Origin of the sequence: Cellulosimicrobium sp. SJTW-1 (genome assembly GCF_047716875.1) — a bacterium.
Taxonomy (GTDB): domain Bacteria; phylum Actinomycetota; class Actinomycetes; order Actinomycetales; family Cellulomonadaceae; genus Cellulosimicrobium; species Cellulosimicrobium funkei.
The window spans coordinates 3,512,957-3,525,207 of sequence record NZ_CP136680.1; the positions used below are offsets into that span (position 1 = coordinate 3,512,957).

The 12,251-nt window shown below is 75.0% G+C and carries 8 protein-coding genes; 2 read left to right on the forward strand and 6 right to left on the reverse strand.

The features are described 5' to 3' along the window. Nucleotides 1–50: 50 nt before the first annotated feature. Nucleotides 51–1,034, reverse strand: coding sequence for an aldo/keto reductase (locus RSE42_RS15770; protein WP_415297047.1), 984 nt, complete (start codon nucleotides 1,032–1,034; stop codon nucleotides 51–53). A gap of 109 nt (nucleotides 1,035–1,143) precedes the next feature. Here RSE42_RS15770 and RSE42_RS15775 point away from each other — a divergent pair, with 109 nt between their 5' ends. Next, nucleotides 1,144–2,802, forward strand: a complete 1,659-nt coding sequence (locus RSE42_RS15775) for a PLP-dependent aminotransferase family protein (RefSeq protein ID WP_415297048.1) — start codon at nucleotides 1,144–1,146, stop codon at nucleotides 2,800–2,802. Here the strand turns inward: RSE42_RS15775 and RSE42_RS15780 are convergent. From RSE42_RS15780 to RSE42_RS15800, 5 genes are all read right to left on the reverse strand, one after another. After that, complete coding sequence (locus RSE42_RS15780) at nucleotides 2,783–3,169, reverse strand: hypothetical protein (RefSeq protein WP_415297050.1); 387 nt, start codon at nucleotides 3,167–3,169, stop codon at nucleotides 2,783–2,785. The two genes, RSE42_RS15775 and RSE42_RS15780, sit on opposite strands and share 20 nt — an antisense overlap. 31 nt (nucleotides 3,170–3,200) lie before the next feature. After that, on the reverse strand, nucleotides 3,201–5,000 hold the full coding sequence (locus tag RSE42_RS15785; protein WP_415298916.1) for an oleate hydratase: 1,800 nt from the start codon (nucleotides 4,998–5,000) through the stop codon (nucleotides 3,201–3,203). A gap of 183 nt (nucleotides 5,001–5,183) precedes the next feature. Then, nucleotides 5,184–8,102 carry an FAD-binding and (Fe-S)-binding domain-containing protein gene (locus tag RSE42_RS15790; protein WP_415298918.1) on the reverse strand — a complete coding sequence of 973 codons (2,919 nt, stop codon included), beginning with the start codon at nucleotides 8,100–8,102 and terminating at the stop codon, nucleotides 5,184–5,186. A 328-nt stretch (nucleotides 8,103–8,430) separates the two neighbouring features. Next, complete coding sequence (locus tag RSE42_RS15795) at nucleotides 8,431–10,533, reverse strand: YhgE/Pip domain-containing protein (protein WP_144721888.1); 2,103 nt, start codon at nucleotides 10,531–10,533, stop codon at nucleotides 8,431–8,433. After that, nucleotides 10,530–11,405, reverse strand: coding sequence for a hypothetical protein (locus RSE42_RS15800; protein WP_144721890.1), 876 nt, complete (start codon nucleotides 11,403–11,405; stop codon nucleotides 10,530–10,532). Before RSE42_RS15800 ends, RSE42_RS15795 begins: the two co-directional genes overlap by 4 nt. 113 nt (nucleotides 11,406–11,518) lie before the next feature. Here RSE42_RS15800 and RSE42_RS15805 point away from each other — a divergent pair, with 113 nt between their 5' ends. Then, complete coding sequence (locus RSE42_RS15805) at nucleotides 11,519–12,229, forward strand: TetR/AcrR family transcriptional regulator (RefSeq protein WP_085387337.1); 711 nt, start codon at nucleotides 11,519–11,521, stop codon at nucleotides 12,227–12,229. Nucleotides 12,230–12,251 lie beyond the last annotated feature (22 nt).

The window sequence follows — 12,251 nt, forward strand, 5'->3', positions numbered from 1 at the left end:
GTGGCAGCCCGGCCCGGCGTCGGTGCGCCGGACCGGGCCGCCCGCGCGGCTCAGGCCGCGTCGAGGCGTGCGCGCAGCTCGGGGTCGAGCTCGAGGTCGGCCGCGCCGAGGAGGTCGTCGAGCTGCTCGACCGTGCTGGGCCCGATCACCGGGACCACCGGGTGCTCGCCGCCGAGGAGCCACGCGAGCGCGACCTGGTTCGGCGTCGCGCCGAGCTCGCCCGCGACCTCGTGCAGGAGGCGGATCCGCTCGCGCGTGGTCGGGTGGTCGAACCCGTCCCAGAGCGGCTTGTCCCGGCGCACGTACGCGCCCTGGAGGATCGGCGAGTAGGCCGTGACGGCGAGCGGCGGGCGGCCCTCGACGCCCGTGGACGCCGCGTAGTCGAGCAGCTCGTACGACGCCCAGTTGTGCCGTCCCGGCTCGGGCGTCGGGTAGGCGTAGGTGTAGTTCTGCTGGACGAGCCCGTAGGGCGCGACCCCCTGGCGCAGCGCCTCCTCGCGCGCCTCGACGACGCGCCACAGCGCGACGTTCGAGATGCCCGTGATGCCGACGACGCCCTCCGCCTGGAGCTTGCCGAACGCGCCGACGGTCTCGGCGAGCGGCGTCCCGTGGTCGTCGACGTGCCCGTACAGCACGTCCAGGTGGTCGACCCCGAGGTGGCGCAGGCTCTCGTGCGCCTCGTCCGCGACGACGTCGGCGTCGAGCCCCTGGAAGTTCGTCGGCTCGACGTTCTGCAGCGGCAGGGCCGGGTCCTTCTTGGCCGCGCCGAGCTTCGTCGCGATCCGGACCTCGTCGCGCGCGCCGCGGCTCGCGAGCCAGCGGCCGAGCACGTCCTCGCTGTCGCGGCCGTGGCCGCCGGCCCAGAAGCTGTAGTTGTTCGCGGTGTCGAGGAACGTGCCGCCCGCCTCGCGGTAGCGGTCGAGGATCGCGAACGAGGTGTCCTCGTCGACGAGCGTGCCCATGTTCATCGTGCCGAGGCACAGGGTCGACACCTCGAAGGAGGTGCGCCCGTCGCCGATGGTGCGGTACCGCATGGTGGTCTCCCTGGGTTGTCGGTGGTCCGAGCGGTCCGTGGTGGACCCGTGGTCTCGGTGACGTGCTCCACGCTAGGGACGCATCGGCACGGGTGTACGGTCCGATGCCATGGCCGCGGACCAGACCAATTCTTCCCGGGCGGCGCCTCCAGGGACGACGGCGGCGCTCGCCTGGGAGGCCCTGCTCGACCTGGGCGCGGGGCCGGGGTCGCGCGTCGAGCGGCTCGAGCGCGCGGTCCGCGACGCCGTGCACGCCGGCCGCGTCCCCGTCGGCGCGGCGCTCCCCCCGAGCCGACAGCTCGCCGAGTCGCTCGGGGTGTCGAGGTGGGTCGTCACCGAGGCGTACGGCCAGCTCGTCGCCGAGGGCTTCCTCGAGGCGCGCACCGGCTCCGCGACCCGCGTCTCCGCCGCAGCCGGCGCCCGATCGACGAGCCCGAGGGGAACGAGCGCGCTGGGCGAGCGGCCCACGAGCCCGGCGGGAACGACGGTGCGCGCGGGGCGTGGCGGGCCTGGCGGGAGCCGCGAGGAACGAGCGGCGGATGGTAGACCCGCGCGCGCCGTCGTGGACGCCGGGCGGACCGGCACCGGCAGGACCCACGCCGCGCGCGCCCGGTTCGACCTCGCGCCGGGCGTCCCCGATCTCCGGCACGTCCCGCGCGACGCGTGGCTCCGCGCGGCGCGCGAGGCGCTCGGCACGTCCGGCGGGACGGCGTCGAACGACGACCTCGGGCAGCCCTCCCCCGCCGGGCACCCGCACGCGCGCGCCGTCGTCGCCGGACACCTGCGCCGGGCGCGCGTCGTCACCGGGCCGGACGACGCCGTCGTGCTGACGCGCGGCGCGACGGACGGCATGGCGCGCGTCGCCGCCGCGCTCGTCGAGGCCGGCCACATGCACCTGCTCGTCGAGGACCCGAGCTGGTCGGTGCTGCGCGACGTCGCGGCGCGCGCCGGTCTCACCCCGGTCCCGGTCCCCGTCGACGCCGGGGGCGCGCTCGTCGAGGCGCTCGTCGACGCGTCCCGGCGGACGGGCGCACGGGCCGCGCTCCTCACGCCCGCGCACCAGTTCCCCACCGGCTCCGCGCTCGCGCCCGAGCGGCGCGAGGCCGTGCTCGCCTGGGCGCGGGACGTCGACGGCGTCGTCGTCGAGGACGACTACGACGCCGAGTTCCGCTACGACCGCCGACCCGTCGCCGCGCTCCAGCAGCTCGACCCCGACCGGGTCGTGCTGCTCGGCTCGGTGAGCAAGACGATGAGCCCCGCGTTCGGCGTCGGGTGGATGGTCGTGCCCGCCCGCTGGCGCGAGTCCGTCGCGCGCGCCTCCGCCCCGCACGGCCCGACGGCGGCCCCGTCCACCGTCGACCAGCTCACGTTCGCGCGGCTCGTCGCGTCCGGCGGCTACGACCGGCACCTGCGCGCCGCGCGCGGGCGCTACCGCCGCCGTCGCGACGCCGTGCTCGACGCCCTCGCCCGCGAGCTGCCCGGCGCCGCGGTGCGCGGCATCGCGGCGGGGATGCACGCGCTGCTGTCCCTGCCGGGCTCGCCGGACGGTCCCGCGCCCGACGCCGCGCACGTCGTGCGCGAGGCCGCGCGGCGCGAGGTGACCGTCGTCGACCTGCGCCGCTACCAGGTGCGCCCCGCCGAACAGTCGACGACCCTCGTGCTCGGGTACGGCAACCTCGCCGACGCCCGCGTCGACGAGGCCGTCGCCCGGCTCGCCGACGCGGTGCGGAGCGCCCGCGGTAGCCTCGTCAGCCCTTCAGGACGGTGACGAGCGCGGGGAGCGGACCCGGGAGGTCGCGCGCCCGGCGCTCCTCCACCCACGCCCCCTGCACGACCTCGCTCCAGGTCGGCTCCGCCCGGCATCGCGCGGCGATGCGACCAGCCAGGTCGGACCGGCCCACGATCGCCTCCTCGACGATCCCCGCCCCGAGCCGCGTGACGAGGCGCTCGTCCCCGCTCGCGACGGCCTGCGCGACGAGCGCGTCGGGCAACGGGTCGGCGTCGTGCTCCACCACGCTCCGTACCTCTTCCGAGACCCCGACCTCCGCCTCCGCCCGCAGACGCTCGGCCCGCGCGCCCTCGGTCAGCAGGAGCCAGCCGAGGTAGCGGCGTGCGAGGTCCTCCGGAGTCGACATGCGCCCGATGCTGCCACGCCGGGCCGCGAGGTCACTCGTCGTGGGACAGGAGGCTGAACTCGGCGAGGAGCTCGCCGATCTCGGTGGCGTCCACCTTCTTCTGGAGCCGGTCGCGCAGGATCCGCGGCCCGGGGATGTCGAGCTCCTCGCCGTCGCGCAGGGCGCTCACCGCGGCGAGCAGCTTGCGGACGTCGTACGTGCTGTTGAACACCTCGGGCACGCCGCGCTCCAGGTCGAGCAGCTGGTAGGCCGCCTCCATGCCGGTGCGGACGGAGTACTCGGTGGTGAAGATCGTGTCCCGGGTCGTCTCGGCGAACTGGCCGATGAACGCGAAGTTGCGGGCGCCGTCGGGCACGACCTGGGGCCGGTCGCCCGCGTGCCGGGGCATGAAGAACGCCGTGACGTACGGCATCATCACGGGCACGCAGCTCGCGGCCTCGGCGGCGAGGGTCGGGATGTCGGCCTCCGGCACCCCGAGGTGGTAGAGCCACTCCTGCGTGATCTCCTCGCCCGTGCACTCCTGGAGCGACTTCTTCACGTAGTCGCCCGGGGTGTCCACGAACAGGCCGTAGACCCACACGACGATCTCGTCGGGCGACTGCGCCTTGAAGTGCGGCTGCCGGTTGACGGTCCAGCTCATCAGCCACGCCGAGTCGCGCGCGGTGACGATGCCGCCCGTGACGACCTTCCCGCTGAACGGGTCACGCTTGCAGATGCGCTCGATGTGCTCGGGGATGCGCCGGTCGAGCGTCGTGACGGTCGCGGACTGCCACTTGGTGAGCGGGATGTCGGTGCTGAAGACGTCGGGCCGGCCGAACGACGGGTCCTTGGCCGCGACGCGCCGCCACAGGTCCCACGCGGGCGCGGGCCCCGTGTCGAGGCGCGCGGGCGTGTGCTGGTCGCCGTTGTCGGAGTTCTCGGTGAGCGAGCCGATGGTCGCGATGACGAGGTCGTCCTCGCCGAGGTCGATAGTCCGCTCGACGGCGGCCCCACCGGACTCGTGGGCCGCCGCGTGGTCCAGCAGGTGCAGCCGCGTGACGACCTTGCGGTCCGGAGCGAGGTCGAAGTCGATGTCGGTGACCTCGACGTGGAACCGGAACGTCACGCCCTGGTCCATGAGCCAGCGCGTGAGCGGCAGCACCATCGACTCGTACTGGTTGTACTTGGTGAACTTGAGCGCCGAGAGGTCGGGCAGTCCGCCGACGTGGTGGATGAACCGGTGCAGGTAGAGCTTGAACTCGAGCGCGCTGTGCCATTCCTGGAACGCGAACATCGTGCGCCAGTAGAGCCAGAACTGGCTGTCGAGGAAGTGCCGCGACATGACGTCCTCGATCGACTTGCCCTCCATGTCCTCGCGGCGCGCAAGGAAGATCTTCGTGATCTCCTTCTGCGCCTTCTCGTCGAGGCGGAACAGGTTGTCGAAGTGCGCGTCCTTCCCGCGGTCCTCGGTGACGCGCTGGAGCGAGAAGTTCGGGTCGTCCTTGTTGAGCCAGTAGAACTCGTCGAGGACCGAGACGCCCTCGGTCTCGATCGACGGGACGGAGCGGAACAGGTCCCACAGGCACTCCATGTGGTCCTCGAGCTCGCGCCCGCCACGGATCACGAACCCGCGCCGCGGCTCCTTGATGCCGTCGAGCGCGCCGCCGGGGAGCCGGAGCCGCTCGTAGACGGTGATCTTCTCCCCCGGCACCTGGCCGTCGCGGACGAGGAAGCCCGCCGCGGAGAGCGACGCGAGGCCCGCCCCCACCAGGTGCACGGACCCGAGCCGGTCCGTCCGCTCCGGCCTGCGCGGCCGCGCGAACGCCTCGTAGTTGCCGCTGGAGTAGTACATGGCCTGCCCCTCACCGCCGACGACGTGGACGGAGCACCGCCCGCGGTGGTGCTCCCCTGCCATGCTCGCGCCGGGGTCGAGGGACCGCACCTCGGTGCCTGGACGCACCCCACGGGGACGCGCGCCCGTGCGGGGCCGGGGCGGCCGCCCGGGCGGCTGTGCGCCGTCGGCCGCCCGACGGGCTCAGAGCCGCTCGGCGAGCAGCTCGACGAGAGCCTTGCCCTGCACGCCGGCGAGGTCGTCGGCCTGGGTGCGGCACGAGAACCCGTCCGCGAGGTACACGTCGCCGGGGGCGGCGTCGCGCAGCGCGGGCAGGAGCGCGTTCTCCGCGACGGCGACCGACGTCTCGTAATGGCCCTTCTGCATGCCGAAGTTGCCTGCGAGACCGCAGCAGCCGGCGAGGACCTTGATGGTCGCGCCCGCGTCGCGCAGCAGGCGCTCGTCGGCGGCGAAGCCCATCACCGAGTGCTGGTGGCAGTGCGGCTGCACGACGGCGGTCACGTCCGAGAGGTCCGGCACACGCCACCCGGACTCGCGCCCGGGCGCGGTGTCGACCGAGGTGAGGAGCTCGGCGAGCGTGCGCGTCGCGGCGGAGACCGCCTGGGCGCGCGGGTCGTCGGGGAACAGGTCCACGAGGTCGGAGCGCAGCACGGCCGTGCACGACGGCTCGAGCCCCATGATCGGGATGCCGTTCACGGCGTACGGGCCGAGCACGGACAGCAGGTTCTCCAGGCGCTTGCGAGCGCCGTCGAGCTGGCCCGTGCTGATCCACGTGAGGCCGCAGCACGCCTGCTCGTCGGGCACGACGACGTCGTACCCCGCCGCGGTGAGCACCTTCACTGCGGCCTGCGGCACGCCCGGCGACATGTTGTCGCTGAACGAGTCGGTCCACAGGACGACCTTCGGGCGCTCGTCGCGCACGGGGCGGCCGGGCTGCTGCCCGATGCGCAGGCCGGGCACGCCCTGGGTCGCGCCGCCGCGCCTCCACCACGTGCGGAACGGCACCTCGGCGAACTCCGTCATGGAGCGGCGCGTGTCCATGCCGCCCGCCCACAGGACCGCCTTCGCGAGCGGCCGGAACCCGAGCAGCTTGTTGGCCAGGCGCGGCATGCCCGTCGCGAGGCGCGCCCAGACCGGGAGCCAGCCGAGCGAGTAGTGGTCGACGGGGCGCAGCTTGCCGCGGTACGTCCGGTACAGGACCTCGGACTTGTACTGCGCCATGTCGACGCCCGCGGGGCAGTCGCTCGAGCACGCCTTGCAGGACAGGCACAGGTCGAGCGACTCGCGCACCTCGGGCGCCGCGAGACCGCCGACGAGCGTGCCGTTCACCGCCTCCTGGAGCACGCGGGCGCGGGCGCGCGTGACGTCCTTCTCGTCCTTCGTCGCCTGGTACGACGGGCACATGAAGCCGCCCGCGGCGCTGGTGTCGGCGCGGCACTTGCCGACGCCGACGCACCGGTGCACGGCCTGCGTCATGTCGCCGTGGTCGTGCGCGAACGAGAAGCCCTGGTAGCCGGCGCGACGCGAGATCTTCGTGACCTTCGCGGGCGCGGCCGTGCTCGTCCCGGGCGTCCCCGGCGCACCGACCTTCGACAGCAGCGGGTGCGCGTGCGGGCGGCGCAGGTCGTCGTCGACGGCGCTCGGACGCACCACCACGCCCGGGTTCATCACGTCCTGCGGGTCGAACAGCGCCTTGAACCGCTCCATGAGCGCGATCGCCTCGGGGCTGTACATGACCGGGAGCAGCTCCGAGCGTGCGCGGCCGTCGCCGTGCTCGCCCGAGAGCGAGCCGCCGTACTTCGCGACGAGCTCGGCCGCCTCCAGCATGAACGTGCGCAGCACCGACCCCGACGCCTCGAGCGGGATGTCGATGCGCAGGTGCACGCACCCGTCGCCGAAGTGCCCGTACGGCAGGCCGTCGACGCCGTAGCGCGCCATGAGCGCGTCGAGGTCGCGCAGGTAGTCGCCCAGCTTCTCCGGCGGGACGGCGGAGTCCTCCCAGCCCGGCCACGCCTGCTCGCCCGCGGGCGTGCGCCCGGCGAGCCCTGCGCCGTCGGCCCGGATCTGCCACATCTTGGTCGCCTCGGGGCCCGCGGGCAGGATCATCGTGGCCTCGCTGCCCGACGCCGCGACGATCGCCTCCGCGTTCGCCATCGCCTCCTCGGGGGTCGTGCCGCCGACCTCGACCATGAGCCAGCCGGCGCCCGGGGGCAGCGGCGGCACGGACGCGTCGCCCTTGGCGCGGCGCACGACGTCGACGAGCCGCGCGTCGAGACCCTCGACCGCGAGGGGGCTGAGGCCGAGGAAGGTCGGGACGTCGTCGGCCGCGGACGGCATGTCCGGGTAGCCCAGCACGACGAGCGTCGGCTTGGACGGCACCGGCACCAGGCGCACCGTGGCCTCGAGGATCGTCACGAGCGTGCCCTCGGTGCCGACGAGCGCCTTCGCGAGGTCCGACCCGTTCTCCGGCAGCAGGTGCTCGAGCGAGTAGCCCGACACCTGGCGCCCGAACCGCCCGAACTCCGTGCGGATGAGCGCGAGGTTCTCGCGGACGAGCTCCGCCAGACCGGGGACCGCCGCGAACGTCGGGTCGCCCTTGCCGGCCGTGAAGCGGCGCCCGCGGCCGTCGACGACGTCGAGCGCGAGGACGTTGTCGACCGTGCGCCCGTACGCGACGGCGTGCGGCCCGCACGCGTTGTTGCCGATCATGCCGCCGAGCGTCGCGCGGTTCTGCGTCGAGGGGTCCGGGCCGAACCGCAGCCCGTGCGGCGCCGCCTCCTGCTGAAGCGTCGACATGACGACGCCCGGCTCGATGCGCGCCGTGCGCGCCTCCGGGTCGACGTCGAGCACGCGGTTCACGTGCCGCGTGAAGTCCAGGACCACGCCCGGGCCGATCGAGTTCCCCGCGACCGACGTCCCCGCCCCGCGCGCCGTGACCGGCACCTCGAGCTCGCGCAGCACGTCCAGCGCGGCGACGACGTCGTCCGCGTCCTGCGGGTAGACCACGGCCTCGGGCACCACGCGGTAGTTCGACGCGTCGGTCGAGTACTCCGCGCGGCGTCGCGTCGCGGTGTCGACCGTGCCGCGCACGACCGTCCGCAGCGCGTCCGCGAGCGCCGTGCGCGCGGCGTCGGCCGCCCGTTCCGCCTCGCGGACGGCAGCGGCGCGCTCCGCCTCCGGCGACGTCGTCGCGCGGGAGCCGGACCGCCGCGAGCCGTTCCCGTGGTGCTGCGGGGCGGGGGTCGGGGTGGCGTCGATCTCAGCGGACACGTCGCGATTGTCGCACCCCCTGCCCCCGACCCTCCGCCCCGTCCGCCCCGTGGCCCGCCGACCAGGCGTTCCCGGCTGGCCGAACAGGCGGTCATGGCTCGTCAGACCGCCCGGACCAGCCCAGACCGCCTGCTCGGCGCAGGACCACGCGGCGTCGAGGTCAGAGGACGAGCTCTGGCTGGAGCTTCTTGATCGTCCAGACGCGCTGCTTGCGGGCGGCGACCGTCGTCAGGGCCAGGGCCGCGACCAGCACGACGACGAGCACCGTGACGTCGCGCGTGACCGTCGCCATGTTGCCGCCGTAGAGCAGCTGGCGCAGGCCCTCCACCGCGTACGTCATGGGCAGGAACCGGTGCATGGAGCGCAGCGGCTCGGGGATCGTCTGCCACGGGAACGTGCCGCCCGCGGTGACGAGCTGGACGAGCATGAGCACGAGCCCGAGGAACTGGCCCGCGGCGCCGAGCCAGACGTTGAGCGCCTGGAGGATCGCGACGAACGTCGCCGACACCAGCACGAGGAACAGCGCGGTCCCGACGCCGTGGACCGGATCGATGTCGAGCGCGAACTTCGTCACCGTGAACATCGCGGCGACCTGCACGACGCCGATCGCGGCCGGGGTGAGCCACCCGCCCAGGGCGGTGGCCAGGCCCGACCTCCCGGCGGCGAGGGCCCGCGACGACAGCGGGCGCACGAGCAGGAAGAGCACGTAGGCGCCGATCCACGTCGCGAGCGACAGGAAGAACGGCGCGAGGCCGCCGCCGTACGTGCCCGCGGACGACAGCGCGTCGCTCTTCACGGACACGGGGTTGCCGATGGTCTCGGCGGTGTCCTGGCGGGTCTGCTCGTCGAGGTCCGGCACCTGGCCGAGACCCTCGGCGAGCCCGTCGCGGAGCTGCGTGACGCCGTCGACGAGCTCGCCCGAGCCGTCGCGCAGCTGCGACGTGCCGTCCGCGAGAGAGGTCGCGCCGTCGGAGACCTGGCGCGTGCCGTCGGCGAGCTGCGAGACGCCGTCCACGAGCTGCGGGGTCGCGGCGGCGAGCTGTCCGGTGCCGTCGGCGAGGCGGTCCGCGCCGTCGGCGGCGCTCGCGATGCCGGAGGTCAGCTGCGGCGTCGCGCCCGCGAGCCGGGCCGCGCCGTCGGACACCTGGCGCGACCCGTCGGCGAGCTGGTCGAGCTTCCCGGACGCGGCGGTCACCTGGTCGACGGCGCCCTGCACCTGCTCGCGCTGCTGGTCGAGCACGGGCCCGACCTGCGCCCGCACCTGGTCCGCGGTCGCCTCGTCGATGACGCCGTCGGCGACGAGCTGGTCGAGCCGGGCGTCGACGTCGCCGCGGATCGTGTCGAGCGTCGGGAGCACCTCGCCCGCGGCCGCGGCCGCCTGCTGCCCGTACTGCGCGACCTGCGCGTTCCCGTCCGCGACCTGCGCGGCGCCGTCGGCGAGCTGCTGGGTCTGGGCGGGCAGGGACGACGTCGCGCCCCGGAGCGTGCCGAGCCCGGACGCGAGCGCCTCCGCGCCGTCGTCGAGCTGCCCGACGGCGTCCGCGAGCGTCCCGGTGCTCGCGTCGAGACGCTCGGCGCCGTCGGCGGCCTGGCCCGCGCCGTCGGCGAGGGTGTGCGCACCGTCGTCCGCGGTGACGAGGCCGTCGCGGAGCTGCGTCGACCCGTCGAGGAGCTGGTCCGCGCCGTCCACGGCGTCGGCGAGGTTGGTGTGGATGGACGCGAAGCCGCGCAGGAACGTGTCGGCCGCCTCCGTGCCCACCTGCTCGGCGATCGAGTCGCGCACCTTGCCGACGATCTGGTCCGCGATCGTGCGCGCGAGGTAGTTGTTCGCGTCGTTGGTGATGAGCGTGAGGCTCGCCTGCTGCGGCTCGAACTCGCCCGCGGACGCGAGGTCCGCCGAGAAGGTCGGGCCGATGACGAGCGCGGCGTCGTACCGCCCGGACCGGACCCCGTACTCGGCGTCGACCTGACTGGTCTCGACCCAGCCGAAGCCGCCGTCGTCGAGCAGCTGGTCGGCGACGTCGCGCCCGAAGTCGCGCCGCGTCGTCGCGCCCGTCTGGGCGTCGGTGGTCGTCGTGCCCTCGTCGAGCACGACGAGCGCGGCGGGGATCTCGTCGAGCTTGTCGTACGGGTCGTGATTCGCGAACAGGTAGAGGCCCGCGTAGAGCGTGGGGATGAGCGCCATCGCGAGGATCGCGAGGCGGGGCAGCGTGCCCGCGGCGAGGCGGCGCAGCTCGGACAGCCCGAGGCGGATCGCGGTCATCGGTCCTCCTGGGGGTCGTGCGGGGCGGCGGGCTCGTCGGTCGTGGTCGGCACGGTCCCGGGGACGGGCTGCTCGGGAGCCGGGTCCGGCTCAGGCGCGGGGTCCGGTCCCGGCGCGGGATCGGGGTCCGACGCGAGGTCCGGGTCCGGGTCCGGCGCGGGGTCCGGGTCGCGCGGCGGCTCGGGGCGCGTGCGCAGCACGACGGCCGGCGGCTGGTGGATCGACGCGCCGCGCGCGGGCGGGAGGTCCACGCCGAGGTCGCGGGCCGAGGCGCGCGTGCACTGCACGAGCACGCCGTACCCGGCGCCGGCGAGGCTCTGCGCGACCTCCCACCAGCCCGACGGCTCTCCCCCGTGCCGGTCGGGGAGCGTGAGCACGAGGAACCGGACGTCCGGGTCCTCGGCCGCGAGCGCCGCGAGCAGCGCGGTGCGCACGACCCCCGGCACCTGGTCGAGGCGCCGCGCCCGGTCGGTGGTGAGGGAGTGGTCGGCGAGCCAGCGGGTCACGTCGGTGGGCAGCGAGCGGCGGCCGGCGAGCGCGAGGCCCTCGGCGACGACGTCGGCCACGGTGAGCGCGTCGTCGGGCTCGCTGATGCCGGGCACGTCGACGACGGCGGTCACGTCGCGCAGGGTCGCGGCGGCGCCGCGCGCGGGGCGGCCGGAGCGGTGCGACGGCGTGCTCGCCGGGGTGAGGCGGACCTCCCCCGCGGACGGGTCGAAGCGGCCGGTGGCGACGAGGGCGAGCGCGGTGTGCCCGTGCCCGGGCTCCCCGGCGACGAGGACGCACTCCCCCGTGGACCAGGCGAGGTCCATCGGCTCGAGCATGGGCTCGCGCCGCCCGTCGACGCGCACGTCCGTCAGCGTGATCTGCATCCGGTTCTTCCCCTCCGTGGCGTCCCGGGCCTGCCCCGGGGCGCCGTTGACTCACGGTCAACAACGCTACGCCTCTTGTTGACTCGTGGTCAACAACAGCGTAGAACGGTGTCATGCCTCGCACGCCCACCCCCGCCGGACCCCTCGGCGCCGACGGCTCCGTGCGCGCCCGGCCGGGCGGCGCCCGCCGGCGGCGCGAGCCCGCCGACCGACGGCGCGAGCTGCTCGACGCGGCCGCGCGCCACGCCGACGAGCACGGCCTCGACGCCCTGACCCCGGCGGCCGTCGCGGCCCGCTCGGGGGCGTCGAAGGCGCTCGTCTTCCACTACTTCGCGTCCACGGCCGGGCTGCGCCGGGCCGTCGCGCTGGAGGCCGTGGCGGAGCTCGAGGCGGCGACGGTCGCACCGGACGATCGTCCCCTCGTCGAGCGCCCGGCGCTCGCCGTCGCCTCCTACCTCGACGCCGTCGAGGCGCGCCGGCTCGTCTGGCAGGACCTGTGGCGCGGGGTGCTCGCCGAGGACGACGCCACCCAGGAGGCGCTCGCGCGCGTCCGCGACAGCCTCGTCGCGCGCCTGACCTCGACCGTGAGCGCCACCACGACGGACGCGCTGCCCACGACGCCCCGCCTCCGGCTGCTCGCCGCGGGCTGGGTCGCGCTCGTGGAGAACGTCACGGCCGCGTGGCTCGGCGGCGGGGACCTGAGCCGCGCGGACATCGAGAGCCTCGTGCTCGCGAGCGCCGTCGTGCTCGTGCCCGAGCTCCCCGAGCCCGCGCGCGGCGCCGTCCTGGCCATCGCCCGGGCGAACTCGCCCGCGGCGGGCTAGCGTCGGGGCGACGGGCAGCGGA

Coding starts and splice junctions, on each gene's coding strand:
- RSE42_RS15795 (WP_144721888.1), bottom strand. CDS start 10,533: ATGACCGCGATCCGCCTCGGGCTGTCCGAGCTGCGCCGCCTCGCCGCG.
- RSE42_RS15785 (WP_415298916.1), bottom strand. CDS start 5,000: ATGTACTACTCCAGCGGCAACTACGAGGCGTTCGCGCGGCCGCGCAGG.
- RSE42_RS15805 (WP_085387337.1), top strand. CDS start 11,519: ATGCCTCGCACGCCCACCCCCGCCGGACCCCTCGGCGCCGACGGCTCC.
- RSE42_RS15775 (WP_415297048.1), top strand. CDS start 1,144: ATGGCCGCGGACCAGACCAATTCTTCCCGGGCGGCGCCTCCAGGGACG.
- RSE42_RS15800 (WP_144721890.1), bottom strand. CDS start 11,405: ATGCAGATCACGCTGACGGACGTGCGCGTCGACGGGCGGCGCGAGCCC.
- RSE42_RS15780 (WP_415297050.1), bottom strand. CDS start 3,169: ATGTCGACTCCGGAGGACCTCGCACGCCGCTACCTCGGCTGGCTCCTG.
- RSE42_RS15770 (WP_415297047.1), bottom strand. CDS start 1,034: ATGCGGTACCGCACCATCGGCGACGGGCGCACCTCCTTCGAGGTGTCG.